Below are 24,379 nucleotides of genomic sequence, written 5' to 3' on the forward strand. Positions count from 1 at the left end.
AGCGATCGGACACCGAGCGATCGGGCCAGCGCCACCAGCGAACGTCAGCGGGAGGGTTGCGATGAGCCAAGCCGACAAGCTGCTGTACACCGCCCATGTCCACACGACGGGGGGCCGGGAGGGCGGCGCCGCGCGCAGTTCCGACGGCCGCCTCGACATCCGGCTGTCCCAGCCCGGCACGCCCGGCCCCGGCACCAATCCGGAACAGCTCTTCGCGGCCGGTTGGTCCTCCTGTTTCGAAAGCGCCATCGGCCTCGCCGCGCGCAAGCAGAAGGTCTCCCTTCCGGCCGGGATGGCGATCGACGCAGAGGTCGATCTCAGCCTGATCGGCGGGGCCTACACCCTGGGCGCCCGGCTCCATGTCAGCCTGCCGGGGCTGCCCCATGACGTCGCCCAGTCCCTGGTCGACGAAGCGGACCGCCTCTGTCCCTACTCGCGCGCCACCCGCGGCAACATCGACGTCGCGATCACGGTGGCCTGACGCACCGCTCCATCCGGTGAAAACCGGACGGTGCTCCCGGCTTTCGATGGACGCCCATCCTCGGCGAACCCGTTCGCCGGCACTCACGCTCGCTTGTCCACCAAGGAGACTGAGGATGCCCTTCGCCACCACCCCAGCCGCCGTGCTGCTGTCTGCCCTGGCCGCCGCGGCCGTCGTCACCGTGCTTCCCACGCCGTTGGGCGCGGCGTCCAACGCACCGGCCAATCCAGCGGACGCCGCGATGGAGAACGCCGCGATCCGTCCTTTCCACGTCGAGGTTCCGGACGAGGCGCTCACCGACCTTCGCCGGCGCATCGCCGCGACCCGATGGCCGGACCCGGAGACCGTCAAGGACGACTCCCAAGGCGTGCGGCTGGCGACCATGCAGAAGCTCGCGCAATACTGGCAGACCAGCCACGACTGGCGAAAGGTCGAAGCGCGGCTGAACGCCCTGCCGCAGTTCGTCACGGAGATCGACGGCCTTCCCATCCACTTCATCCACGTCCGGTCGAAGCACGGGAACGCGCTGCCGATGATCGTCACCCACGGGTGGCCCGGCTCGATCATCGAGCAGATGAAGATCATCGACCCGCTGACGAACCCCACGGCCCACGGCGGCAGCGCGTCGGATGCCTTCCACCTCGTGATTCCGTCGCTGCCGGGCTACGGCTTCTCCGGCAAGCCGACGGAGCCGGGATGGACGCCCGACCGGATCGCGCGGGCCTGGGCGACGCTGATGCAGCGCCTCGGCTACACCCGCTACGTCGCGCAGGGCGGCGATTGGGGCAACGCCGTCTCGGAGATCATGGCCCTGCAGCAACCGCCGGGCCTGCTGGGCATTCACACCAACATGGCGGCCACGGTGCCGGCCAACGTTTCGAAGGCGCTCGCCGTCGGCGGCCCCCCGCCGGCCGGCCTGTCGTCCGAGGAAAAGCGCGCCTGGGACCAGCTCGACGACTTCTACAAGAAGGGGCTGGGCTACGCGATCGAGATGAACAACCGCCCGCAGACGCTGTACGGGCTGGTCGACTCGCCGGTCGGCCTCGCGGCCTGGATGCTCGACCACGACATCCGCAGCTATCGGATGATCGCCCGCGTCTTCGACGGGCAGGCGGAAGGGCTGACGCGGGACGACGTGCTCGACAACATCACCCTCTACTGGCTGACGAACACGGCGATTTCTTCGGCGCGCCTCTACTGGGACACCGCGCAGGTGGCGAAGGGTGGCTTCTTCGACGTCCGCGGCATCACGATCCCCGTCGCCGTCAGCGCCTTCCCCGACGAGATCTACCAGGCGCCGAAGAGCTGGGCCGAACAGGCCTACCCCAAGCTGATCCACTACAACCGGCTCGACAAGGGCGGCCACTTCGCCGCCTGGGAACAGCCCGACCTCTTCACCCAGGAGGTCCGGGCGTCCTTCCGGTCGCTGCGCTGACCGCGGGGAGTCCGGCCGCATCGTCGGTTCGGACTGAATTGGGAGAGGGAAATGGCCCAAACTGACAACCATGATCGCCGCCGCTTCTTGCGCACCGCGGCCATGACCGTCGCCGCTGCCGAACTCTTCATGACCGGGTCGGCCGGGGCGCAATCCAGTGGCGGATCCCCGGGCCCGCGTCCGGCCAGGCCGGGGACGAACATGTCGTTCGGTCCGCTGAAGCAGATCGACGCCGGCCTGCTGAATGTCGGCTACGCCGAGGCTGGTCCGGCCGGCGGCCCCGCGGTCATCCTTCTGCATGGCTGGCCCTACGACATTCACAGCTTTGCCGAGGTTGCGCCGTTGCTGGCGTCCGCGGGCCATCGGGTGATCGTGCCTTACCTGCGCGGCTATGGCTCGACACGCTTTCGCTCGAGCGAAGCGATCCGGAACGGCCAGCCGTCGGCGCTCGCCATGGACACCGTCGCGTTGATGGATGCCCTCGGGATCGAAAAGGCGACGCTCGCCGGTTTCGATTGGGGGGCGCGGACCGCCAACATCGTCGCGGCGCTCTGGCCGGAGCGTTGCAAGGCCATGGTGTCGGTGAGCGGCTATCTGATCGGCAGCCAGGACGCCGGCAAGACGCCGCTGCCCCCCAGGGCCGAGCTTGAATGGTGGTATCAGTTCTATTTCGCCACGGAGCGCGGCCGGGCCGGCTACGATCGCTACCGGCGCGATTTCGCCAAGCTCATCTGGCAGCTCGCCTCGCCGAAATGGACGTTCGACGACGCCACGTTCGACCGCACGGCGGCGGCTTTCGACAACCCGGACCACGTCGGCATCGTCATCCACAATTACCGCTGGCGGCTTGGCTTGGCCGCGGGCGAACCGGCGTACGACGACCTGGAAAAGCGGCTCGCCGCAGGGCCGGTCATCACCGTGCCGACCATCACCATGGAAGGCGATGCCAATGGCGCCCCCCACCCGGACGCCGGCGCCTACGCCAAGAAATTCCCGGGCAAATACGCGCATCGCGTCATCGACGGCGGCGTGGGGCACAACCTGCCCCAGGAAGCGCCGCGGGCCTTCGCCGAGGCGGTGATCGATGCCGGCCGCTTTTGAACGACGCCACGATGGGACGTTCCCACAGGAGACAAGACATGACCGACAATCAAATCGTCGATTCGAGCTTCACGTCGGTGATCAACGCGCCGATCGACACGATCGACATTCCGCAATGGTGCTTCACCTTGCCTGAGAGCGAATACAGGGGCTGTTCACCGGCGCACATCGCCGCTGGATTCACGACGGCGCCGGACGGCAGGCGGATGTCGATCAATGTGGAGATCATCGGCGGCAGTTTGATGGTGCAGCATTACGTGGAGACGCTCGGCGACAAGGACCACCTGATCCTCGATTCGGACTCGGACGTGTACACGCCGTCCGGACGGACGAGCATCCATGTGACCTGGGAGTTGAGCGTCAAGGAGGTCGCCAAGGGAAAGTGCGAGTTCACCAACCGCGTCCGGTCCTACGCAACCGAGGAGATGATGACGTTCCTTGCCCGGCAAGGCATCCCCTTCGATCAGTTCCGTGCCCAGCGCCAGCCCGCGTCCATTGCCCACAACCAGGGGGAGACGCCCTTGTTCGCCGCCAGCATCGAGCGGGCCGCGCTCAGGAAAGACCGGTGATCACGCGGCCGTGCCGCCGCAAGGGAGTGCCCCATGACGCAGCTTCACTACGAGAAGGACATCACCGCCCTGCTGGTGGTCGACCCCTACAACGATTTCATTTCCGAAGGCGGCAAGATCTGGCCCCGCATCAAGGCCGTGGCGGAGGCGAACAACTGCGTTCCGCACATGCAGCAGGTCCTGACCGCGGCGCGCGACGCGAAGCTCCGGGTCTTCTTCGCCATGCATCACCGCTACCGTCCCGGTGACTACGAGTCGTGGACGTACATCGCCCCGATCCAGAAGGCCGCGTGGAAACGCAGGAGCTTCGAGTTCGGCACCTGGGGCGGCGAGTTCCGCGATGAATTCGTACCGGTGGCCGGTGAAATCGTCGTCAGCGAACACTGGTGCTCCAGCGGTTTCGCCAACACCGATCTGGACGTGCAGCTCAAGAAGCACGGCATTCATCGGCTCATCGTCATCGGGCTGGTCGCGCACACCTGCATCGAAGCGACCGTCCGCTTCGCCGCGGAGCTTGGCTACGACGTCACGGTCGTCAAGGACGCCGTCGCGGACTATTCGGACGAGATGATGCACGCCGCGCTTGAGATCAACATGCCGAATTACGCCAGCAACATCGTGACCGCGAAGGAGATCATCGACGCGCTGAGGGTGTGATCTAAGCCCGGTCTCGATGCGCTCGTCGCCGCACGCATCGAGACCGGCCGGAAATCCGCTTCAATGCCCTCGCTTCAATGATTGTCGCGCGGGATGCCCATGGTCTGGGCGACGCGCTGGTACTTGACGGCGGGCTTCAGCACCATGCCTTCGTCGAGTTGGTCGACGATGCCGCGCTGGATCTCCTGCCAGGGGGTCTGCGACGGCGGGGCGGGGTAGCCGCCTGCGGCGTCCAGCGCGGCGCGGCGGGCGGCCAGCTCCTCGTCGGAAATCAGGATGTCGGCGCTGCCGCGGCGCAGGTCGATGCGCACCCGGTCGCCGCTGCGCAGCAGGGCCAGCCCGCCGCCCGCCGCCGCCTCCGGCGCCGCGTTGAGGATGGAGGGCGAACCCGACGTGCCGGACTGGCGGCCGTCGCCGATGCAGGGCAGGGAATGGACGCCCTGCTTGATGAGAGTGGCGGGCGGCCGCATGTTGACCACCTCCGCCGCCCCCGGATAGCCGATGGGGCCGGCGCCGCGGATCACCAGGATGGTGTAGGCGTCGATGCCCAGATCCGGGTCGTCGATGCGGTGATGGTAGTCCTCCGGCCCGTCGAAGACGACGACCTTGCCTTCGAACGCCTCGGGGTCCTGCGGATTTGACAGGTAGCGCGCGCGGAACTCCTCGGAGATGACGCTGGTCTTCATGATGGCGGCGTTGAACAGGTTGCCGCGCAGCACCACGAAGCCGGCGTTGATCTTCAGCGGCTGGTCGATGGGGAAGATCACCCGCGTGTCGAGGATCGGCTGGTGGCGGCAGTTCTCGCCGATGGTCCGGCCGTTGACGTTGGGGGCCTCCTCCCGGATCAGGCCCTTGCTCATCAGCTGCGCCACCACGGCGGGCACGCCGCCGGCGCGGTGGAAGTCCTCGCCCAGATACTCGCCGGCCGGCTGGAGGTTGACCAGCAGCGGCACGCCCAGCCCGTGGGTCTGCCAGTCCTCAATCGTCAGCGGGACGCCGATGTGCTTGGCGATGGCGTTGATGTGGATGGGCGCGTTCGTGGATCCGCCGATGGCGGAGTTCACGACGATGGCGTTGAGGAAGGCGTCGCGGGTCAGGATGTCCGACGGCTTGATGTCCTGGCGGACCATCTCGACGATGCGCTTGCCGGTCTCGTAAGCGGCCTGCTGGCGCTCGCGGTAAGGGGCGGGGATGGAGGCGGATCCCGGAAGCTGCATGCCCAGCACCTCCGCCAGCGAGTTCATGGTGGAGGCCGTTCCCATCGTGTTGCAGTAGCCGGTCGAGGGGGCGGACGAGGCCACCAGCTCGATGAAGCCCTGGTAGTCGATCTCGCCGGCCGCCATCAGCTCGCGCGCCTTCCACACGATGGTGCCCGATCCCGTGCGTACGCCGCGGAACCAGCCGTTCAGCATGGGGCCGACCGACAGGGCGATGGCGGGGATGTTCACGGTGGCCGCCGCCATCAGGCAGGCGGGGGTGGTCTTGTCGCAGCCGATGGTCAGCACCACACCGTCGAGCGGGTAGCCGTGCAGCACCTCCACCAAGCCCAGATAGGCGAGGTTGCGGTCGATGGAGGCGGTCGGGCGCTTGCCGGTCTCCTGGATCGGGTGGACGGGAAACTCGATGGCGATGCCGCCGGCGGTGCGGATGCCTTCGCGCAGCCGTTCGGCCAGCACCAGATGGTGCCGGTTGCAGGGGCTGAGGTCGGATCCCGTCTGCGCGATGCCGATGATCGGCGCGCCGGACTGCAACTCCTCCCGCGTCAGGCCGAAGTTCAGGTAGCGCTCCAGATAGAGCGCGGTCATGTCGGGGTTGGCGGGGTTGTCGAACCACGCGCGCGAGCGCAGCCGCCGGCCCGAACCGGACTCATGCAGAGGGGAGGTGGGCTTCGTTTCGGACATGTCGGCACCAGTTCAGGTTGGGGACGCGGGTCGCGTGGCGGCCGGCGCCGGGTTCATGTGGGGCGTTACCAGTGGAAGGCGTCGGTGGTGCGCCAGCGGCCGACCAGGAAGGCGTCGGCGACCAGTTGCAGTGGGCGGCCGTCCACATCGGTGGAGGCGTCGGCGATCAGGTGGTGGAAGTGGCGGTAGATGCGCTGGTATTCGCTGTCGGGTTCGGCCAGCACGGGCTTCCCGTCCACCCTCAGCCGCGTGCCGCCGTGGGTCAGGTCCAGCCGTCCGCCGTCCGTTTCGATCGCGATGGACCAGGTCTGCTCCCCCTGCTGGAGGAAGTCGAACGCCGCCGTCACGGTCCCGACGGCGGAGCCCGCCGCACCTTCCATGGTCAGCGTCGCGGCGATGGGCGTGTCGCGGTTGGCGGGGACCAGCAGCTCGGCGGCGCGGACGACGACGGGGCCCGGCAGGATGTCGGTCAGGATCGACAGGGCGTTGATGCCCGGATCGAAGACGCCGAAGCCGCCGGCCGCGAAGATCCAGTCCTGGCCCGGATGCCAGCGCCGCACGTCCTCCTTCCAGGTGATGGCGACGTGGCGGACGGCGGCGCCGGCCAGCCGCCGCCGCGTCTCCTCCACCGCCGCGTTGAAGCGCGAGTGCCAGGCGGCGAACAGCGTGCGACCGGCGGTTTCGGCCTCGTCGATGAGGACGCGCAGCTCCGTCAGGGTGGCGGCCGGCGGCTTCTCGATCAGCACATGCTTGCCGGCGCGCAGCGCCTCCACGGCCAAGCCGTGGCGGACGGCGGGCGGGGTGCAGAGCGCCACCGCGTCCAGGCCGGGACATGCTGCCAGCATCTCCGCCTGGCTGCGGAAGGTCGGCACGTCGCCATGCGCGGTGCCTTCCAGGGTGGCGCCGTCCGGGCTGACCACCGCGGCCAGCCGGAACAGGCCGGTGGCGGCGATGGCCGGGACGTGCTGGTCGCGGGCGATCTTGCCCAATCCAACGATGGCGAGAGTAGGGCGGTCCATGACGGCCCTCACGCCTTGTTCTTGTTGTAGACGTCGATGGTGACGGCGGCGAGCAGGACCATGCCCTTGATGACCTGCTGCCAGTCGATGCCGATGCCCAGGATCGACATGCCGTTGTTCATCACGCCCATGATGAAGGCGCCGATCACAGCACCGGTCACCCGGCCCACCCCGCCCGACGCGGAGGCGCCGCCGATGAAGCAGGCGGCGATCACGTCCAGCTCGAACGACACGCCGGCCTTCGGCGTCGCCGTGTTCAGCCGCGCGGCAAAGATCAGCCCGGCCAGCGCCGCCAGCACGCCCATGTTGACGAAGGTGTAGAAGCTGAGCCGCCGCGTGTCGATGCCCGACAGCCGTGCCGCCTTCTCGTTGCCGCCCAGCGCGTAGACCCGCCGCCCCACCGTGCTGTTGCGCGTCACGAAGCCGTAGAGCGCGATCAGCACGCTCATGATGATCAGCACGTTGGGCAGGCCGCGGTAGGAGGCCATCAGCTGGCCCACATAGACCAGCACCGCCGCCAGCGCGAGGTTCTTCACCGCGAACAGCGCCAGCGGCTCCTGCTCGATGCCCACGGCCAGGCGGCGCCGACGCGTGGCGAGGTTCAGCACCACCAGCGCGAAGGCCAGCGCCCCGCACAGCAGCAGGCTGGTGATGTGGAACTTGCCGACGTTGAAGACGTCCATCGCCAGGAAGTCCGGGATGAAGCCGGAGCTGAGACGCTGGAACTCCACCGGGAAGGGGCCGACCGACTGGCCGGCCAGCAGGATCAGGCACAGGCCGCGGAAGACCAGCATGCCGGCCAGCGTCACGATGAAGGACGGAATGCGCAGGTAGGCGACCCAGAAGCCCTGCACCGCCCCGATCGCCGCCCCCGCCATCAGGCACAGCAGGGTGGTGGTGACGAAATCCAGGTGGAGCCGCACCATCAGGATGGCCGCCAGCGCGCCGATGAAGGCGACGACGGAGCCCACCGACAGGTCGATGTGCCCGGCGACGATCACCAGCAGCATGCCCAGCGCCATGATGACGATGTAGCTGTTCTGGAGAACGAGGTTCGTCAGGTTCAGCGGCTGCAACAGCGTGCCGTCGGTCATGTACTGGAAGAACAGGACGATGGCGACCAGCGACAGCAGCATGCCGTAGTCGCGCATGTGCGACTTCACGAACCGCCCGACGGACTGCCGCGTACTGCGCGCCGGCAGGTTGATCTCGGCACTCATGACACAGCACTCATGTTGGGCCCCTCCCCGGACATCAGCGTCTCTCCGGTGCGCATGATCGCCCGCATGATCTTTTCCTGGCTGGCTTCGGCCGCCGGCATCTCCGCGACCATTTCTCCGGCGTTCATCACGTAGATGCGGTCGGCGACGCCCAGCAGCTCCGGCATCTCCGACGAGATCAGGACGACGCCCCGCCCTTCGGCCGCCAACTGGTTGATGATGGTGTAGATCTCGTACTTGGCGCCGACGTCGATGCCGCGCGTCGGCTCGTCCAGGATCAACACCTGCGGGTCGGCGAACAGCCATTTGCTGAGCACGACCTTCTGCTGGTTGCCGCCGGACAGGTTCACCGCCTCCTGCAACACGCCGGAGCAGCGGATGCGCAGCCGGCGGCGGAAGTCCTCCGCCACCTGGATCTCGCGCTCGTGGTCGATGACGCCGCGCTTCGCCACGCCTTTGAGGTTCGCCAGCGTGATGTTGTGGCGGATGTCGTTGTCGAGCACGAGGCCCAGCTGCTTGCGGTCCTCCGTCGCGTAGGCGAGTCCGTTCTCCATGGCCCGGCTGATGGTGGAGACGTCGATCTCCCGCCCGTTGAGGAAGGCTTGCCCGCGGATGTTGCGGCCGTAGGAGCGGCCGAACAGGCTCATGGCGAACTCCGTGCGGCCGGCGCCCATGAGGCCGGCGATGCCCACCACCTCGCCGCGGCGGACCGTCAGGTTGACGTCCCGGACCACGCGGCGGCCGGGGTGGGCCGGGTGGTCGGCGTTCCAGCCCTTCACCTCGAACAGCACCTCGCCGGGCACGGTGGTCCGCCGGGGGTAGCGGTCCGACAGCTCGCGCCCGACCATGCCCTTGATGATGCGGTCCTGGCTGATGGCGGCGTCGCGGCAGTCCAGCGTTTCCACCGTGGTGCCGTCGCGCAGGATGGTCACCCGGTCGGCGACCTTGGCGATCTCGTTCAGCTTGTGCGAGATGAGGATGGAGGAGATGCCGCGCGCCTTGAATTGCAGCAGCAGGTCGAGCAGGGCGTCGCTGTCGCTTTCGTTCAGGCTCGCGGTCGGCTCGTCCAGGATCAGCAGCTTGACCTCCTTGGACAGGGCCTTGGCGATCTCCACCAGTTGCTGCTTGCCGACGCCGATGTCGGTGATCAGCGTTTCCGGCGGGTCGTGCAGCCCGACCATGCGCAGCAGCTCCCGCGCCCTGAGCGTGGAGGCGTCCCAGTCGATGACGCCGCGTGTCGCCTGCTCGTTGCCGAGGAACAGGTTCTCGGTGATCGACAGCAAGGGGACGAGCGCCAGCTCCTGGTGGATGATGATGATGCCCAGCCGCTCGCTGTCGGCGATGCCGCGGAAGGCGACCGGCTCCCCGCGGAAGCGGATGTCGCCCTCAAAGCTGCCGTGCGGGTAGACGCCGCTCAGCACCTTCATCAGCGTCGACTTGCCGGCACCGTTCTCGCCGATCAGCGCGTGGATCTCGCCCTGACGGACCGACAGGTTGACGTTGTCCAGCGCCTTGACGCCCGGGAACGTCTTGCTGATGCCTTTCATCGCGAGGATGGGCATGTCGAGGTTGGTGTCCATTTTGCTCCCTTGGAGCTTTTTGGAAATTCAACATCCGTCATCCCCGCGAAGGCGGGGATCCAGAACCTTCCATGGGTGCGCGTTGTGCAAAGCCCTGGATCCCCGCCTTCGCGGGGATGACGTTTGCTTTGTGAATGGAAACGTGCTTCCCCGAAGGCGGAAGGAAGCTATCGGATCTGGCTCTCCTTGTAGTAGCCGCTGTCGACCAGGACGGCCTTCCAGTTGGACGCGTCCACGGTGACGGGCTTCAGCAGGTGGGCCGGGACGACCTTCTTGCCGTTGTCGTAGGTCTTGGTGTCGTTGACCTGGGGCGTGCCGCCGTTCATCAGCGCGTCGACCATGTCGACGGTGACCTTGGCGAGTTCGCGCGTGTCCTTGAAGACGGTGGAGCGCTGCTCGCCCGCCAGGATCGACTTGACCGAGGGCACCTCCGCGTCCTGGCCGGTCACCACCGGCATCGGCTGCGACGGGGAGCCGTAGCCCACCCCCTTCAGCGAGGAGATGATGCCGATGCTCAAGCCGTCGTAGGGCGACAGCACGGCGTCGATGCGCTTGTTGCCGTAATAGGCGCTCAGCAGGTTGTCCATGCGCGCCTGGGCGGTGGCGCCGTCCCAGCGCAGGGTGGAAACCTTGTCCATGCCCATCTGCCCGCTCGCCACCGTCAGCTTGCCGCTGTCGATGTAGGGCTGAAGCACCGACATGGCGCCGTTGTAGAAGAAGTAGGCGTTGTTGTCGTCGGGGGAGCCGCCGAACAGCTCGATGTTGAAGGGGCCCTTGCCGTCCTTCAGGCCCAGCGCGTCGACGATGTAGCTCCCTTGCAGGACGCCGACCTGGAAGTTGTCGAAGGTCGTGTAGTAGTCCACGTTCTCCGAGCCGCGGATCAGCCGGTCGTAGGCGATGACCTTGACGCCGCGGTCCTTGGCCTGCTGCAACACGTCAGTCAGCGTCGTGCCGTCGATGGAGGCGATCACCAGGACCTTGGCGTTCTTGGTGACCATGTTTTCGATCTGGGCGAGCTGGTTGGGGATGTCGTCCTCGGCGTATTGCAGGTCGGTCTTGTAGCCCTTGGCCTGGAAGTACTTGACGATGTTGTTGCCGTCATCGATCCAGCGCGCCGAGGACTTGGTCGGCATGGCGATGCCCACCAGACCCTTGTCCTGCGCCGCAGCCGGGGCGGCGACGGCGGCGATTGCCAGCAGACCGATGGCCATCCCGGCCAGCTTGGTCATGAATGAAGACATGGACGGACTCCCTCCCCCTTTCACGGCACCGGGAATGACCGGTAACGCAATCATTTATGTGTCTAGCAATCAGCTGTTACTCCATAACTGTCAAATACGAATATCGGCATGATCCATATCCATTTCGGTATCGGTGGACGGATCGGGGTGGCGCATCTTCTGGTCGGACGCTGCCCGCAGCGCGGACAGGACCGTGCAGACGCCCGGCGACATCGGGCGGTCCTTCAGCCAGAAGATGCCGTAGGGCTCGACGCTGAAGCGCTTGTGGAATGGCATGATGGTGCAGCAGCCGTTGGGGGAGAACACCCGGGCGAGCGCGCGGGCGAACACGGTGACCGAGTCGTTCTCCGCCACCATGGCCATGGAGATGACGGGGGAGGCGCTTTCGATCACCTTGCGCGGCGGCGACACCCCCTCGGCGCGGAACAGCGCCTCCACCCGGCTGCGCAGCAGGCTTCCCGCCGGCTGAAGGATCCAGGTCGCGTCCACCAGGTCGGCCGCGGTCAGCGCGCGGCCAAGCCGCAGCAACGGGTGGCCGTCGCGGCAGACGAAGCACAGCTCCTCGCTGCTGATTTCTTGGTATTCGAAGGTCGACGCATCGACGTGGCCGGGCAGGCGGCCGATCGCGAAATCCATCGCGCCTTGCTGGACCCGGTCGGCCAGCACGTCGCTGGTCTCCACCGCCACGGCGATCTTGAGGCCCGGGTGCTCGCGGGTCAGCGCGTTGATCACCGGCACCACCAGTTCCACCGCGGGCGCCATCACCGTTCCGACGGACACGCTGCCGCTGTGCCCCGCCAGCAGGGTGTTCAGCTCCTCTCCCGCCTCCTGCAACTCGCTGAGGATCGTCCGGGCGTGGCGGATCATCAGGTTGCCGTACCAGTTCGGCTCGACGCCGCGGCCGTGGCGCTCGAACAGCGCGATGCCCAGCGCCTCCTCCAGGTCGCCCAGCAGCTTCGACGCAGCCGGCTGCGACATGTTGAGGCTGGCGGCGGCGCGGTGCAGGTTGCGCTGCTCGTCCAGCGCGGCGAACAGCTGGAGATGGCGGAGCTTCAGCCGGGCCTTCAGGAACCAGTTGGGCGGAAACCGTTGCGCGGTCACGGGTGGGGCCTCCGTTCGGACGGCGCCGCCGACATACGAATTTCCATATCGCCGACGCCGATATTCGTATTGGACGATTATCAGGACGCCCCTTATCGTTGGCTTGGTCAACAAAATTCAGCGCGGCACAGCGCGAGATGGATCCCATGGCCATGCCCCCCAGCGCCCGTCCCTACCGGGGAGTGTTCCCCGTCGTCCCCACCATCTTCACCGAGACGGGGGACCTGGACCTTGCCGGGCAGAAGCGCTGCGTCGACTTCATGATCGACGCGGGCTCGAACGGCCTGTGCATCCTCGCCAACTTCTCCGAGCAGTTTGTGCTGACCGACGCCGAGCGCGAGCTGCTGATGGAGACCATCCTCAATCACGTCGCCGGCCGGGTGCCGGTCATCGTCACCACCACCCATTTCAGCACCGCCGCCTGCGCCGCGCGCAGCCGCCGCGCCCAGGAGATGGGGGCCGCCATGGTGATGGTCATGCCGCCCTACCACGGCGCCACCATCCGCGTGCCCGAGGCCGGCATCATCTCGTTCTTCCAGCGGGTGTCCGACGCCATCGACATCCCGATCATGATCCAGGACGCGCCGGTCAGCGGCACCCCGCTGCCCGCGGAGCTGCTGGCCCGCATGGCGCTGGAGATCGCCAACGTCTCCTACTTCAAGGTCGAGGTGCCGCAGGCCGCCGCCAAGCTGCGCCGGCTGATCGAGCTGGGCGGCGGCGCCGTCGAGGGGCCCTGGGACGGCGAGGAGGCGATCACCCTGCTGGCCGACCTGGACGCCGGGGCCACCGGCGCCATGACGGGCGGCGGCTATCCCGACGGCATCCGCCAGATCATCGATCCATTCCTGGCCGGCGACCGCGAGGCGGCGGTGGCGGCCTACGGGCGCTGGCTGCCGCTGATCAACCACGAGAACCGCCAGTGCGGCCTCGTCACCGCCAAGATCCTGATGAAGGAGGGCGGCATCATCGCCTGCGACGCCGTGCGCCACCCGCTGTCGGACCCGCACCCGGCCAGCCGCGCCGGCCTGCTCGACGCCGCCCGCCGCCTCGACCCGCTGGTCCTGCGCTGGGCGCGCTGAGGGCGGGCTCCCGGCCTCCGTCGCCGCCACGACCATCGAAGGTGGCGGTCGAGCGGCTGATGAAGGCGACCGATCCGAACCTGGCCTTCATGCTGCTGGACACCCCCCTCCTCCATTGCCGCGGCGCCGGCCCGCTGGAGATCTGATGATCAACGACAGCCAGACGGCCCTGCCCGAAAAGCCCGAAGCCCCGGCCGGGAAAGGCACCGGCGCGATGCTGCGCAGTGCGTCGTCGTTGTCGCGCACGTTCCGGCTGGCCAGGGCGCGCAGCAGCGATAAACGGCTGCGCAACCACCCGCCATGGCGGCCGTCCGCAGGCAGCCGCGGGGGCCGGCGGTTGTTCCGGCTTTTCTTCGCCGCCAGGGGTGGGGTGGGAATCTGGGGCATGGCGGAACGTGCGGCGGGGTCCGGTGCGGGCGGCGACCGGCATCTAGGCGGTTCCGGTTCCTCGTGCAATGGCAATTCTTCGCCACAGCCGATGGGGCCGAGGAACTCACGTCGAAGGGGGCGGTCAGCCCGACGCGGCCTCCTGCAGCAGCCAGTCCATGAACAGTGCGATCTTGCGCGACCGGCCCCGGCCCGGCCCGTGCAGCAGGTAATAGGCCTTCGCCGGCCGCAGGGTGTGGGGGAACGGCTGGACCAGCCGTCCGCTCGCCAGCTCGTCGCGCACCAGGAAGACCGGCAGGAGCGCCACCCCCATGCCCAGGGCCGCGGCCTCCGTGATCATGAAGAAATGCTCGAAACCGGGCGATTGCCCGGTGTCCGGCGGTGCCATGCCGTGCGCGGCGAAGAAGTCGGGCCAGGCTTCCGGCCGCGTGGTGTGCACCAGCAGCCGGTGGGCGGGCAGGTCGGCGGGGGAGGCGAGGGGGGCTTGGCGGGGCAGGGCGGGGGCGCAGAAGATCCCCATCTCCTCCCTCATGAACAGGGTCGCCTCGGCGCCCGGCCATGGGCCGAAGCCGTAGCGCAGGGCAAGGTCGATCGGCTCGGCCACGAAATCGACGGTGTGTTCGGAGGTGGACACGTCCACCAGGATGTCGGGGTGGGCGTGCTGGAAGCGGTGCAGCCGCGGCACCAGCCAGCGCAGGGCGAAGGTCGGCAACAGGCTGATCGACAGGACGCCGCCCTCTTCAAGCCGCCGCACGGATTGCGAGGCCGCGGCGATGCGGCCGAGCGCGTCGGCGACCTGTGGGTAGAAGACCGCTCCGGCCGGGGTCAGCGCGATGGCGCGCCCCTCGCGGCGGAACAGAGGCACGCCCAGCTCCGCCTCCAGCGCCTGGACGGAGCGGCTGACCGCGCCCTGGGTGACGTTCAATTCGCGAGCCGCCGCCGTGAAGCTGAGATGCCGTGCGGCGGCCACGAAGCTGCGGATCCCGTTCAGCGACGGCAGGCGGCGCTCGTCCATGTGGCTTTCCATGAGTTTTCCTCATGGAACGCGCCGCATTTCTCGTTTGTCAAGCGTGCACGAACCTTCTTAGATCCCAACAGTCGGGGCCGCCACGCAGGCACCCGCCCAGCACCGCACAGCAGGGATGTTCCATGACGAACGTGACGCCATTCCACATCGCCTTCCCGGTCAACGACCTCGCCGCCGCGCGGCACTTCTACGGGACCGTGCTCGGCTGCCCGGAGGGGCGCAGCTCCGACCAGTGGATCGACTTCGACCTGTTCGGCCACCAGATCGTGGCCCATCTGAAGCCGGGTGCTGCGAACGAGGACAACCTGCACCACAACCCGGTGGACGGCCACGACGTGCCGGTCCCGCATTTCGGCGTGGTGCTGGAGATGGACCAGTGGCACGCGCTGGCCGAGCGGCTGCGCGGGGCGGGGATCAAATTCGTGATCGAGCCCTACATCCGCTTCAAGGGCCAGGTGGGGGAGCAGGCGACCATGTTCTTCCTCGACCCCGCCGGCAACGCGCTGGAGTTCAAGGCCTTCGCGGACATGTCGCAGCTCTTCGCGAAGTAACGCCGCGCACGGCCGGGGGATCGCCCCGGCCGTACCGCTGCGCTGGTCACTCCGCCGCCACGGTTTCGCCGAGCAGCGGGTAGTCGTTGTAGCCGGTCTCGTCGGCGCTGTAGATCGTCTCGGCGTTGACCGCGTTGAGCGGCGCGTTGCGCCGGAACCGCTCGACGAGGTCGGCATTGGCGATGTAGGGGCGCCCGAACGCCGCGGCGTCCGCCTCGCCGCGCGCGATGGCCTGCTCCGCGCTCTCCTTGGTCAGCCCTTCGTTGACGATGTAGGCGCCTTTGAACAGGCGCCGGACGTCCAGCCCGATCCGCCGGTCGCCCAACTCAAGCGACTCGCGGGCGAAGATGAAGGCGAGCTTCCGGGCGTCGAGCTGCTCCGCGACGTAGGAGAAAAGCGCGCGGGGGTCAGAATCCTGCATCGAGTAGGAACTGGACATCAGGTTGAGGTGCACGCCGATCCGATCCGCCGGCCAGACGGTCAGCAGGGCGTCCACCGCCTCCAGCAGGAAGCGGGCCCGGTTCTCGATCGAGCCGCCGTAGCGGTCCGTCCGCTTGTTCGAGCCGTCGTGCAGGAACTGGTCGAACAGATAGCCGTTGGCGCCATGCAGCTCCACGCCGTCGAAGCCGGCCCGCAGGGCGTTGGCGGCGCCCACGCGGAAGTCCTCGACGATGCCGGCGATTTCCTCCGTCTCCAGCGCCCGCGGCACGACGTAGGGGCGCTGCGGCCGGAGGATGTTGACATGGCCCTCCGGCGCGATGGCGCTGGGGGCCACCGGCAGCTTGCCGTCGAGAAGGACCGGGTCCGACACCCGGCCGACGTGCCAGAGCTGGGAAACGATGAGGCCGCCCGCGGCGTGGACCGCCGACGTCACTTCCGTCCACCCGGCGATCTGCGCCTCGGACCAGATGCCGGGCGTGTTGGGGTAGCCGACGCCCTGCGGCGACACCGACGTCGCCTCGGAAATGATCAGGCCCGCGCTGGCGCGCTGGGCGTAGTGCTTCGCGTGAATGGCGCCGGGACTGCGCTCGTTGAAGGCGCGCATGCGGGTCAACGGGGCCATGATGATCCGGTTCGGCAATTCGAGCGCGCCGATCCGGACGGGATCGAAAAGGCTGGGCATCGGTTTGGATTTCCTTAGCGCTGGTGGGCCTTGCCTTGGCCGGCGACCACCATGGATGTAACCATTGCTGTTACGATATAACCGGACCGGGGGCAGATCGCAAGCCTCCCTCCGCCCTGCCGTGACATGGCCGACCTGCGTTGACAGGCTTGAACAAAACCAACATTGTTACATTCAAGCCTGCGGACGGGGGTCGTTTGTATGAGCGCCAACAGCCGCTTGACGGTGGCAACCCACATCCTCGCCTGGATGGCGCTGGTCGCGCGGAAGAGTCCGGCCCCGATGACGTCGGACCGCATCGCGCGGAGCGTCAACACCAACCCGGTCGTGATCCGCCGGATCCTCGGGCTTCTGGCGAAGGCCGGCCTTGTGGAAAGCTACCGCGGTGCGAACGCCGGCTGGCGCCTGAGCCGGAGCGCCGACGCGATCACCCTGCTGGATGTCTTCGACGCCCTGGAGGAGGGGACCACCTTCGCCCTGCACCCCTCGACGCCCAGCCAGAACTGCCCGGTTGGCCGGGGCATCAGGCCGGCCCTCGGCGCCGTCTACGGCTCGATCGACGAAGCCCTTCGAAAATCCCTGGCCGCCACGTCCATCGAGGATGTGCTGCGGAACACCCTGGAATCGGGGCAACCGGGACCGGAGGCCAGGCCCGGCGCCGACGGATAGAGCGTTTCCGGACGAACCAACACCCCATTCGCGCCCTTCGCGGCCGGGACGGCGGTGCTATCATCGGGGATGGCCGCAAGCGTGTTGAGGCTCTTTCCCGGACCGCCGGCAGACGTCCCGTTGGCGGGGCTGTGTCTGAGGGACGCCGTGCACCGGCTGGGCAGCGCGGCGGCGCCCTTCGTGTACGCAAGCTTCGTCGGCAGCCTGGACGGGCGCATCGCCCTGCGGGATCCGCAGGCCGGGACAAGCCACCTGCCGGTCGAGATCACCAGCGGGAACGACTTCCGCCTCTTCCTCGAATTGCAGGCGCAGGCGGACTGCCTCATCACCCACGGCGGTTACTTGCGCGATCTGGCGGCGGGCCGGCTCGACGACGTCCTGCAAATCGGGACACAGGACGCGGGACGCGATCTCGGGCGCTGGCGGCAGGAGAACGGCTTGGCCCCCCAGCCCGCCGTGGTGATCGCTAGCGCGAGCCTCGACTTCCCCATCCCGGACTCCCTGGCGCGGGCATCGCAGCGGGTGCTGATCGCGACGGGCCGGCAGGCGCCGCCCGACCGGGTGGAGGCGCTGCGGGCACGCGGATACCCGGTCGTCGTCGCCGGCGACGGCGCGTCGGTGGAAGGGGCGCCGCTGGTCCGGGAACTGGGCGCGCTGGGCTTCCGCAGCCTGTATCTGCTGGCCGGCCCGCGCATGCTGTCGACCATGCTGCGGGACGGGGTGCTGTCGCGGCTCTACCTCACCGTTGCGCATCGCCTGCTGGGTGGGGAGAGCTTCCACACCATGACGGAGGGGCCGGGGTTGGGGGATGCCGGCCGCCTGCGCCTGTCGTCGCTCCATTACGATTCCGCGGCGCCGGACGGCGCGGGCCAGTGGTTCGCCCGGTTCGAGCCGCAGCGCCCCGCGTAACGTCAGCGGACGCCGAAGCCGTGGTCGGGCTGGTCCGGGTAGGCGTCCAGCTCCTTGTTGACGTACTGCGAACCGTCCTTGGTGACGACCCTCAGATAGACGGTCTGGCGGATGTGCCGCGATTGGGGATCGATGCTGACCGGACCGCGCGGGCTGATCCAGCTGGCGCCCTTGACCGCGGCCAGCGCCTGTTCGGGATCGCGGGCGGCGCCGTTGCGCTCAATCATGGCGTAGATCAGGCGCGCCCCGTCGTAGGCGCCGACCGTGGCCATGGTGACCTCCTCGGCCCGCCCGCCGGCCTTCTCGACGTTCGCCAGGAACTCCTTGTTCTCCGCCGACTCGTGCGACGAGGCGTAGTGGTAGGTGGAGTAGACGCCCAGGCCGGCGTCGCCCAGCGCCGGCAGGTCCGGTTCGGGCACCACGTCGCCGGTGGTCAGCAGCTTGACGCCACGCGCCTTCAGGCCGGTCTCGTGGAAGGCCTTCACGAAGGCGAAGGTCGCGGGGCCGGTCGGCAGGAAGGCGAAGGTCAGGTCGGCGCCGGAGTCGCCGATCCGCTGCATCACCGGGGCGAAGTCGGTGGCGGTCAGCGGCACCCGGACGCTGTCGGCGATCGTGCCGCCCAGCGATTCGAAGGTGGTCTTGAAGGCTTTCTCCGCGTCCAGGCCCGGCGCGTAGTCGCTGACCACGATCGCCGCTTTCTTCGCGCCGAGCGTCCGGACGGCGGCCTGCGCGGCCGGCACGGTGTTCTGCCAGATCGTGAAGGACGTGCGGACGATGTGGGGGCTCTTCTCGGTGATCGCCGAGGCCGCGGCGTTGAACACGACGAGCGGCACCTTCGCCTCCCCCAGGAGTGGGGCGATGGCCAGGGCGTCCGGCGTGAAGTACAGGCCGCCGAGATAGCGGACGTCGTCCTTGACGATCAGCTCCTGCGCGATGGCCTTTGCCCGTGCGGGGTTGGGCGCGTCGAGATCGCGGTAGATGAATTTCACCTCGTGCGGGCCGGCGCGATCGCCGTGCGCTGCCGTGTAGGCGCCGATGCCGGCCTGGAAGCTGCGGCCGAACAGGGCGTAGGGGCCGGAGAAGGGGCCGATGATCCCGACCTTGACGACATCGGCCGCCGCCGTCGCGACCGCCGAAACAGACAGGGCCAACGCAAGGGCGGCGGCTTTCATCATCGTCGGCTTGGTCATCGCGGTCGCCCTCTTCATCACAGGTTCGACGCGATGATACGCGAAAACGGTAATGTTTTCCTTCCGGCGATCTTGGTGCTGCTACGAATGCCGCCGATACACGAACGGCTCGTCGCTGCGCGCTGCCTCGCGCTCCGCAAGCGCCGCGACCTGCGCGTGGTCCGTCGCCAGCTCGCACACGGGATCGGTGGCCGCCGCGTCCCCGGACAGGGCGAGCGCCTGGCAGCGGCAGCCGCCCCAGTCGATCTCCCGGCGGTCGCAGTCGCGGCAGGGCGGCGGCATCCAGCCGGTTCCGCGGAACCGCTCGAAGGCCGGCGAATCGCGCCAGATGGCGCCGAGGGGGCGGTCGCGCACCGTCTCGAACGCCAGGCCGGGGATCGTCTCGGCGGCGTGGCAGGGCAGGACCTTGCCGGACGGCGTGATGTTGATGAAGCGGCGCCCCCACCCGCCCATGCAGGCCTTCGGCCGGTGGGCGTAATAGTCGGGAACGACGTAGTCGACCACCAGCCGCCCCTTGAGGCCGGGGATCCGCTCGCGGACCACGGCGTCCATGCGCAGCAGCTGGTCGCGCGTCGGCATGAGCGCCGCGCGGTTCAGCAGCCCCCAGCCGTAATATTGCACGTTGGCCACCTCGATGCGGCCGGCGCCCAGGTCGAGGGCGAGGTCGAAGAACTCGTCCGCGTGGTCGATGTTGTGCCGGTGCACCACGGCGTTCACCGTCAGCGCCAAGCCCGCCGCGACCACGTCGCGGGCGGCGCGGCGCTTGCGCTCATGGGCGCCGGGGAAGCCGGCGACGCGGTCGTTCCCCTCCGGACGCGTGTCCTGAAAGCTGATCTGCACGTGCTGGAGGCCCGCCGCCTTCAGCCGGTCCAGCCGGCGGCGGTCGAGCGTGACGGCCGAGGTGATGAGGTTCGTGTACAGCCCGGCCTGCGTGGCGTGTTCCACCAGCGCTTCCAGGTCGGTGCGGGCGCAGGGCTCCCCGCCGGAGAAATGGACTTGCAGGACCCCGATCTCGGCAGCCTCAATCAGCACGCGCTTCCAGCTGTCGGTGTCCAGTTCGCCGGCCCTGGTTTCCAACTCCAGCGGGTTGGAGCAGTAGGGGCAGGCCAGCGGGCAGCGGTGGGTCAGTTCGGCCAGAACGGCATAGGGCGGCTCGGGCGCCGTCATGACGTGGGGAGTCCTCCGTGGCGCATGCGGCGGCAGCGGGCCGGTTCGACCCCGCTGCCGCCCTGTGCGCCGTTACAGCTGGGCGCAGGCGTAGGCGTTGATTTCGGTGCCGACGGCGATCTCGCGAATTTTCGGTTTGCGCCAGGTCTTCATGGTGCGCTCCCTCCGATGGATGCCGAGGACCATCTGCGGTTTCGGCCCTCTTGAAGGAAGCCTATCGGCGCGACCCTGGCGCGACCATGATACTTATGGGTAGCGTCATGGAAAATACGGATAGAATTGCTGCATTGCAAAAGCAAATATGCCGTTTTCGCCGGTTTGTAATTGGAAAAATTAAAAAGATACCGCGCTGATTCCGCGTGGACATCGAATCAAAGGCGAATGCTTACTTTGTTTTAGTCTTGTGCCTCGCTCATCGTTGACGATTCCGGGGGTGGCGATCCAGCGCTAAAATGGTCGGGACTCGCGGGCTTCGCTCCTCCTCCTCGGAGACGCCGGGGTAATGCGCATCCCAGGTCGGCGTTGCGCCATCCCTCCGGCCGTCTCCGAATGCGTGCTTGAGGCGGATCGTTGGATCGCCACACCATGACCGGAGGATTTGGGCAGAACAGCGTGGACTCTACCGATGACGAGGCCCATGACGAGAATTGTTGTTCCGGTTGCGCTGGCCGCGTTCCTGGCCGGCCTCAGTACGGCGCGCGCCGACGACGGGTATCCCACCTACGCCCGCGTCGATTACGTTCTCGGCTGCATGATGTCCAACGGCCAGGGGCCGGACGTCATGCGCAAATGCTCGTGCAGCATCGACGAGATCGCCGCGCATTTCCCCTACGACAGCTACGTGGCGATGGAGACCGCACGGACGTTGCAGGACATGCCCGGCGAGCGCGCCTCCCTCATGCGCGGTGTGGGGTGGGTCAAGGATCTGCTGGACGAGTTCCGGCAGATCCAGGTCGCCGCCGACCTGAAGTGCTTCTGACCATTCGGGCTTTGCCGCCCTGTCCGCCTACGATCCCGGAAGGGCCTTGATCGGCCAGCTGTCCTTGAAGACGCGTCCGTTCGAATCCTCGGCCGTGACCTCAAGCGTGCCCTGCTCGTCCGGCACCAGGGAGAAATGCACGCTGGGATCCTCGCTCAACGAGATGTCGGACTGCACGGAGAGCACGGGCGTCCCGTTGTAGCGGATGTCGATGGTCTTCACATAGTGGGCGGGAATGAAATAGTAGTTCAGCTGGTCGTACTGCATCCCGGTGTAGTTGGGGTGGCTGATCAGCAGCTGCGCGGTCACCGGCTTGCCGGCGACAATGGTGTCGGGCAGGTTCAGCTTCATCTTGCCCATGCGGGCCACGGCCAGCTGCGCGTTTTTCAGGGCCGGCGCCGAACAGCCCCCGGACGCCTTGACGAAGCGCACGGTGCGGAGCAGCCGCCCGTCGCTGGTCTCCGCGACGGCGGTGACGTTGGTGTAGGCGTTGACGCGCACGCGGGTCTCGACCGACTGCGGGCTGCCACCCTCGGCAAACCGGAAGGTCGCGGCCATCGGCACCGGATTCTGGTCGACGATGAGGTGGACCGCGTTCACCTGGACATCGGCGCCGGGAGCCGTCGCGATCCGGATCGGCACGAGGGCGGCGTCGTTGGCGCGCGTCGGCGCCTCCAGGCTGAGGAGCGGTCCGGCGTCCTCGACCGCCCGTCCGGAGAAATACATGTCGCGCAGCATGTCCCAGCGCTCGTCCTGAGGGGCTGCCAGCGCAGTGCCGGCGCCGAGGCACAGCCATGCCGCCCCCACCAGCGCCATACCCGTGCCGGCCCGAAGGCCCAAGCTCCGCTGCGGTGTCGTCATTGGATCCTCCCGTTTCATTCCCATTCCAGTTCGGCGAAGGCCGCCGTCACGTTGCGCGGGTTGTACGCGTCGAACAGCCGCCAGCGCGGCGCCTCGTCGGCGGCGACCGTGTCGACCGCCTGCTGGATGGTGCCGTGCGCGGACTGGATCGCACGGACGCCGGTCACCACCCGGTCCAGATACCGGCGCAGGTCGGTTGCCGCTTCCGGCCAAGGGGCCGAGGGCGGGCCGTGGCCGGGGACGACGCGCGCCGCGGGCTCCGCCGCCAAGCCGTCGAGCAGGCGGAGCCAGCCGAGCACCGAGCCGTCGATGGCCGGCGCCCGCTCCATGAACAACAGGTCGCCGGTCCAGAGCGTCGCCGTCTGCCGGTCGAACACCGTCAGGTCGTTGTCCGTGTGCGCCACCGGCCGCGCCACCAGTTCCACCACGCGCCGGCCCAGGTCCAGTTCCAGCCGGTCGGCCACGGTGACCGTCGGCGGCACGATCCGCACCTCCGCAGCGGCCTCCGGGCCGACCGCGGCGTCGAAGGCGTGAAGGTAGTGGCTGCCGCGCCCCATCAGCGCCGCCTGGAAGTTGCGGTGCGCCACGAAGTCCGGCTGGCCCGCCTCCAGCTGGTCCGCCAGGAAGGCCGCGTTGCCCAGCGCATGGTCCGGGTGCATGTGGGTGTTGACGACGTAGCGGATCGGCCGGTTGGTGCGGGCGCGGATGGCCTCGCGCAGCCGCCGGCCGACCGCCGGGGATCCGCCGGTGTCGATCACCGCGACGGCGTCGTCCCCCACGATGAACCCGCAATTGGCGATGTCGCCGGCGTTGGCCGCGTCGGTTTCCTCGTGAAGGCCCGCATGCACGAAGACCCCGGGGGCGACCTCGGTCACGGGCAATGTGTCGGCCGCCGCCGACGGCGCCCAGGCCAGCCAGACGCCCAACAGCCAGACGCCCAGCAGGGTCGCGCCCGCCATCGTCCGTTCCCGCGCTTTGTCCATTCCCGCGAGTATGGGGCGGCACCAAAGGGCGCGGCAACCGAGCAAAAGTGTTTGTGCGGCGCAACCGCCTGGGCTTTGCGGGATCTCAGGTCGGGGAAGCGCGGTGCAGGGCCAGCCAGCCCACGCTGACGGCCGGCGCGAACCAGCCGACGCGCTCCCGCAGGTCCGGCGCGATGGGCAGGTGCGCCTCGAAGTCCCGGTAGGGCAGGGCCCGGCGCTCCGCCAGCCGGCGCACCAGGCCGCGGCCGACCCCGGCACCGACGAGCGGAGGAGCGTCCGCCGCCCCGCCCCGCGACAGAACCTGGTCGAGCGCGTCCTCGATCTGCCGAAGCTGGCGTTCGGCGAGATGGCGGGCGAGCCGGCGCGCCGCTGGAAGGCCGTCCGGCCCCAGGTCGTCGCCCACCATGCGCAGCAGCCGCCGCGCGCTGGCCATGTCGCCGTGGTCGCGCCCGTCCGCCGTCGGGTGCTGGTCGGCGCCGTCCGGCAGCGTTCCCGTCAGGCGGTGCACGTCGGCCATGGTCGCGAACAGCTCCGCCATCAGCGTGCGCCAACGTCCGGCGTGGGGAACGGCGCGGGCCACGGCCATGACCGGGGTGCGCACAAGGCCCGTGTAGACCAGCTCTCCGCTCTCCAGCCGCTCCGCGTCGGAATAGCCGGCGTGGCGCGGGCCGCCGCCGACGAGCGGGACGATGTCGGTCGTCGTGCTGCCGACATCGACCAGGACTCCGTCCCCGGCCTCGGCGGCCACCAGCGCCGTTGCGTACCAGTTGGCCGAGGCCACAGCGTCCGCGCAGTCCGCGACGGCCTCGACCGGCACCAGCCCGCGGGGGCCGGCGAAGACGGCGAGGGTCGCGCCGGGCAGGGCGGTCCGCAGCGTCGCGGCGATGCGGCGGACACCGTCCGCCCGGTCGTCGAACAGGTCCGCCAGTTCGCCGGTCATGGTCGCGGCGACGCGCTGCGGCCTGCCCCAGCGGTCGAGCGCCGTCGCGATGGCCGCCTCCAGCCGGTCGAGGCCTTGCCAGAGCGGGCAAGGCCATTGGTCGAGGTCCCGCAGCGTCCCCGCCTCGTCGAACAGCGCCGCCTTCAGGTGGGCGCCGCCGATGTCCAGACCGATCAATCCCAGCCCGATCAATCCGCCGCGTTCCATGC

Annotated in this window: 24 protein-coding genes; 10 read left to right on the forward strand and 14 right to left on the reverse strand. The window is 68.5% G+C overall.

Features of this window, described 5'->3' with window-relative positions; all coding sequences use genetic code 11:
• Positions 1–61: 61 nt before the first annotated feature.
• The 5 genes from J2851_RS30100 to J2851_RS30120 all read left to right on the forward strand — a co-directional run bounded on the left by J2851_RS30100 (position 62) and on the right by J2851_RS30120 (position 4,243).
• Positions 62–481, forward strand: a complete 420-nt coding sequence (locus tag J2851_RS30100) for an organic hydroperoxide resistance protein (RefSeq protein ID WP_209771171.1) — start codon at positions 62–64, stop codon at positions 479–481.
• A gap of 115 nt (positions 482–596) precedes the next feature.
• Positions 597–1,916, forward strand: a complete 1,320-nt coding sequence (locus J2851_RS30105; RefSeq protein WP_209771174.1) for an epoxide hydrolase family protein — start codon at positions 597–599, stop codon at positions 1,914–1,916.
• A gap of 51 nt (positions 1,917–1,967) precedes the next feature.
• Positions 1,968–3,017 carry an alpha/beta fold hydrolase gene (locus tag J2851_RS30110; protein WP_209771176.1) on the forward strand — a complete coding sequence of 350 codons (1,050 nt, stop codon included), beginning with the start codon at positions 1,968–1,970 and terminating at the stop codon, positions 3,015–3,017.
• A gap of 38 nt (positions 3,018–3,055) precedes the next feature.
• Positions 3,056–3,586, forward strand: a complete 531-nt coding sequence (locus J2851_RS30115; protein WP_209771178.1) for a hypothetical protein — start codon at positions 3,056–3,058, stop codon at positions 3,584–3,586.
• Between the two features lie 33 nt (positions 3,587–3,619).
• Positions 3,620–4,243, forward strand: coding sequence for a cysteine hydrolase family protein (locus tag J2851_RS30120; protein WP_209771180.1), 624 nt, complete (start codon positions 3,620–3,622; stop codon positions 4,241–4,243).
• Between the two features lie 74 nt (positions 4,244–4,317).
• Here the strand turns inward: J2851_RS30120 and J2851_RS30125 are convergent, their stop codons facing one another.
• The 6 genes from J2851_RS30125 to J2851_RS30150 all read right to left on the reverse strand — a co-directional run bounded on the left by J2851_RS30125 (position 4,318) and on the right by J2851_RS30150 (position 12,305).
• Positions 4,318–6,144, reverse strand: a complete 1,827-nt coding sequence (locus J2851_RS30125) for an IlvD/Edd family dehydratase (protein ID WP_209771182.1) — start codon at positions 6,142–6,144, stop codon at positions 4,318–4,320.
• A gap of 65 nt (positions 6,145–6,209) precedes the next feature.
• Complete coding sequence (locus J2851_RS30130) at positions 6,210–7,163, reverse strand: Gfo/Idh/MocA family protein (RefSeq protein WP_209771184.1); 954 nt, start codon at positions 7,161–7,163, stop codon at positions 6,210–6,212.
• Between the two features lie 8 nt (positions 7,164–7,171).
• Positions 7,172–8,383: a multiple monosaccharide ABC transporter permease gene (gene mmsB / locus J2851_RS30135; protein WP_209771185.1), complete on the reverse strand. Its 1,212-nt coding sequence runs from the start codon at positions 8,381–8,383 to the stop codon at positions 7,172–7,174.
• A complete protein-coding gene (gene mmsA / locus J2851_RS30140) occupies positions 8,380–9,963 on the reverse strand; it encodes a multiple monosaccharide ABC transporter ATP-binding protein (RefSeq protein WP_209771188.1) in 1,584 nt (527 codons plus the stop codon). The genes mmsB and mmsA overlap by 4 nt, the downstream gene beginning before the upstream one ends.
• A gap of 167 nt (positions 9,964–10,130) precedes the next feature.
• A complete protein-coding gene (gene chvE / locus J2851_RS30145; RefSeq protein WP_209771191.1) occupies positions 10,131–11,204 on the reverse strand; it encodes a multiple monosaccharide ABC transporter substrate-binding protein in 1,074 nt (357 codons plus the stop codon).
• A gap of 90 nt (positions 11,205–11,294) precedes the next feature.
• A complete protein-coding gene (locus J2851_RS30150; protein WP_209771194.1) occupies positions 11,295–12,305 on the reverse strand; it encodes a LysR family transcriptional regulator in 1,011 nt (336 codons plus the stop codon).
• Positions 12,306–12,451: 146 nt separating this feature from the next.
• On the opposite strand from J2851_RS30150, the gene J2851_RS30155 reads away from it, so the two are divergent.
• Positions 12,452–13,384: a dihydrodipicolinate synthase family protein gene (locus J2851_RS30155; RefSeq protein ID WP_307420621.1), complete on the forward strand. Its 933-nt coding sequence runs from the start codon at positions 12,452–12,454 to the stop codon at positions 13,382–13,384.
• Positions 13,385–13,895: 511 nt separating this feature from the next.
• On the opposite strand, the gene gcvA is transcribed toward J2851_RS30155, so the two are convergent.
• Positions 13,896–14,798, reverse strand: coding sequence for a transcriptional regulator GcvA (gene gcvA, locus J2851_RS30160; RefSeq protein WP_246501033.1), 903 nt, complete (start codon positions 14,796–14,798; stop codon positions 13,896–13,898).
• A 122-nt stretch (positions 14,799–14,920) separates the two neighbouring features.
• On the opposite strand from gcvA, the gene J2851_RS30165 reads away from it, so the two are divergent.
• Positions 14,921–15,349, forward strand: coding sequence for a VOC family protein (locus J2851_RS30165; RefSeq protein ID WP_209771197.1), 429 nt, complete (start codon positions 14,921–14,923; stop codon positions 15,347–15,349).
• A 46-nt stretch (positions 15,350–15,395) separates the two neighbouring features.
• Here J2851_RS30165 and J2851_RS30170 read toward each other — a convergent pair whose 3' ends face one another.
• Complete coding sequence (locus J2851_RS30170; RefSeq protein WP_209771201.1) at positions 15,396–16,472, reverse strand: alkene reductase; 1,077 nt, start codon at positions 16,470–16,472, stop codon at positions 15,396–15,398.
• A 201-nt stretch (positions 16,473–16,673) separates the two neighbouring features.
• On the opposite strand from J2851_RS30170, the gene J2851_RS30175 reads away from it, so the two are divergent.
• Together J2851_RS30175 and J2851_RS30180 are read left to right on the forward strand one after the other, a co-directional pair.
• Positions 16,674–17,141 carry an Rrf2 family transcriptional regulator gene (locus J2851_RS30175; protein WP_209771204.1) on the forward strand — a complete coding sequence of 156 codons (468 nt, stop codon included), beginning with the start codon at positions 16,674–16,676 and terminating at the stop codon, positions 17,139–17,141.
• A 120-nt stretch (positions 17,142–17,261) separates the two neighbouring features.
• Positions 17,262–18,050, forward strand: coding sequence for a RibD family protein (locus J2851_RS30180; RefSeq protein ID WP_246501034.1), 789 nt, complete (start codon positions 17,262–17,264; stop codon positions 18,048–18,050).
• Positions 18,051–18,052: 2 nt separating this feature from the next.
• Here the strand turns inward: J2851_RS30180 and J2851_RS30185 are convergent, their stop codons facing one another.
• The 3 genes from J2851_RS30185 to pqqA form a co-directional block, all read right to left on the reverse strand.
• Positions 18,053–19,240 carry an ABC transporter substrate-binding protein gene (locus tag J2851_RS30185; RefSeq protein ID WP_209771209.1) on the reverse strand — a complete coding sequence of 396 codons (1,188 nt, stop codon included), beginning with the start codon at positions 19,238–19,240 and terminating at the stop codon, positions 18,053–18,055.
• An 81-nt stretch (positions 19,241–19,321) separates the two neighbouring features.
• Positions 19,322–20,407 (reverse strand): pyrroloquinoline quinone biosynthesis protein PqqE, encoded by a 1,086-nt coding sequence (gene pqqE, locus J2851_RS30190; protein WP_209771212.1) that lies wholly within the window; start codon positions 20,405–20,407, stop codon positions 19,322–19,324.
• Positions 20,408–20,479: 72 nt separating this feature from the next.
• Complete coding sequence (gene pqqA / locus J2851_RS30195) at positions 20,480–20,593, reverse strand: pyrroloquinoline quinone precursor peptide PqqA (RefSeq protein WP_246501035.1); 114 nt, start codon at positions 20,591–20,593, stop codon at positions 20,480–20,482.
• A gap of 451 nt (positions 20,594–21,044) precedes the next feature.
• Here pqqA and J2851_RS30200 point away from each other — a divergent pair, with 451 nt between their 5' ends.
• Complete coding sequence (locus J2851_RS30200) at positions 21,045–21,386, forward strand: hypothetical protein (protein ID WP_209771215.1); 342 nt, start codon at positions 21,045–21,047, stop codon at positions 21,384–21,386.
• 27 nt (positions 21,387–21,413) lie between these two features.
• Here the strand turns inward: J2851_RS30200 and J2851_RS30205 are convergent, their stop codons facing one another.
• The 3 genes from J2851_RS30205 to J2851_RS30215 form a co-directional block, all read right to left on the reverse strand.
• The gene (locus J2851_RS30205; protein ID WP_209771217.1) at positions 21,414–22,247 is read right to left on the reverse strand and encodes a quinoprotein dehydrogenase-associated SoxYZ-like carrier; all 834 of its coding nucleotides are present in this window, start codon (positions 22,245–22,247) and stop codon (positions 21,414–21,416) included.
• Positions 22,248–22,261: 14 nt separating this feature from the next.
• The gene (locus J2851_RS30210; RefSeq protein ID WP_246501036.1) at positions 22,262–23,206 is read right to left on the reverse strand and encodes a quinoprotein relay system zinc metallohydrolase 2; all 945 of its coding nucleotides are present in this window, start codon (positions 23,204–23,206) and stop codon (positions 22,262–22,264) included.
• Positions 23,207–23,315: 109 nt separating this feature from the next.
• Complete coding sequence (locus J2851_RS30215) at positions 23,316–24,377, reverse strand: hydantoinase/oxoprolinase family protein (protein WP_246501037.1); 1,062 nt, start codon at positions 24,375–24,377, stop codon at positions 23,316–23,318.
• Between the last annotated feature and the right edge of the window lie 2 nt (positions 24,378–24,379).

It is taken from the genome of Azospirillum rugosum, assembly GCF_017876155.1.
Lineage (GTDB): Bacteria > Pseudomonadota > Alphaproteobacteria > Azospirillales > Azospirillaceae > Azospirillum > Azospirillum rugosum.

Excerpts from the sequence above, each read along its gene's own strand:
- J2851_RS30100 (WP_209771171.1), top strand. The coding sequence starts at position 62 with ATGAGCCAAGCCGACAAGCTGCTGTACACCGCCCATGTCCACACGACG.
- J2851_RS30105 (WP_209771174.1), top strand. The coding sequence starts at position 597 with ATGCCCTTCGCCACCACCCCAGCCGCCGTGCTGCTGTCTGCCCTGGCC.
- J2851_RS30110 (WP_209771176.1), top strand. The coding sequence starts at position 1,968 with ATGGCCCAAACTGACAACCATGATCGCCGCCGCTTCTTGCGCACCGCG.
- J2851_RS30115 (WP_209771178.1), top strand. The coding sequence starts at position 3,056 with ATGACCGACAATCAAATCGTCGATTCGAGCTTCACGTCGGTGATCAAC.
- J2851_RS30120 (WP_209771180.1), top strand. The coding sequence starts at position 3,620 with ATGACGCAGCTTCACTACGAGAAGGACATCACCGCCCTGCTGGTGGTC.
- J2851_RS30125 (WP_209771182.1), bottom strand. The coding sequence starts at position 6,144 with ATGTCCGAAACGAAGCCCACCTCCCCTCTGCATGAGTCCGGTTCGGGC.
- J2851_RS30130 (WP_209771184.1), bottom strand. The coding sequence starts at position 7,163 with ATGGACCGCCCTACTCTCGCCATCGTTGGATTGGGCAAGATCGCCCGC.
- mmsB (WP_209771185.1), bottom strand. The coding sequence starts at position 8,383 with ATGAGTGCCGAGATCAACCTGCCGGCGCGCAGTACGCGGCAGTCCGTC.
- mmsA (WP_209771188.1), bottom strand. The coding sequence starts at position 9,963 with ATGGACACCAACCTCGACATGCCCATCCTCGCGATGAAAGGCATCAGC.
- chvE (WP_209771191.1), bottom strand. The coding sequence starts at position 11,204 with ATGTCTTCATTCATGACCAAGCTGGCCGGGATGGCCATCGGTCTGCTG.
- J2851_RS30155 (WP_307420621.1), top strand. The coding sequence starts at position 12,452 with ATGGCCATGCCCCCCAGCGCCCGTCCCTACCGGGGAGTGTTCCCCGTC.
- gcvA (WP_246501033.1), bottom strand. The coding sequence starts at position 14,798 with ATGGAAAGCCACATGGACGAGCGCCGCCTGCCGTCGCTGAACGGGATC.
- J2851_RS30165 (WP_209771197.1), top strand. The coding sequence starts at position 14,921 with ATGACGAACGTGACGCCATTCCACATCGCCTTCCCGGTCAACGACCTC.
- J2851_RS30170 (WP_209771201.1), bottom strand. The coding sequence starts at position 16,472 with ATGCCCAGCCTTTTCGATCCCGTCCGGATCGGCGCGCTCGAATTGCCG.
- J2851_RS30175 (WP_209771204.1), top strand. The coding sequence starts at position 16,674 with ATGAGCGCCAACAGCCGCTTGACGGTGGCAACCCACATCCTCGCCTGG.
- J2851_RS30185 (WP_209771209.1), bottom strand. The coding sequence starts at position 19,240 with ATGACCAAGCCGACGATGATGAAAGCCGCCGCCCTTGCGTTGGCCCTG.
- pqqE (WP_209771212.1), bottom strand. The coding sequence starts at position 20,407 with ATGACGGCGCCCGAGCCGCCCTATGCCGTTCTGGCCGAACTGACCCAC.
- pqqA (WP_246501035.1), bottom strand. The coding sequence starts at position 20,593 with ATGGTCCTCGGCATCCATCGGAGGGAGCGCACCATGAAGACCTGGCGC.
- J2851_RS30200 (WP_209771215.1), top strand. The coding sequence starts at position 21,045 with ATGACGAGAATTGTTGTTCCGGTTGCGCTGGCCGCGTTCCTGGCCGGC.
- J2851_RS30205 (WP_209771217.1), bottom strand. The coding sequence starts at position 22,247 with ATGACGACACCGCAGCGGAGCTTGGGCCTTCGGGCCGGCACGGGTATG.
- J2851_RS30210 (WP_246501036.1), bottom strand. The coding sequence starts at position 23,206 with ATGGCGGGCGCGACCCTGCTGGGCGTCTGGCTGTTGGGCGTCTGGCTG.
- J2851_RS30215 (WP_246501037.1), bottom strand. The coding sequence starts at position 24,377 with ATGGAACGCGGCGGATTGATCGGGCTGGGATTGATCGGTCTGGACATC.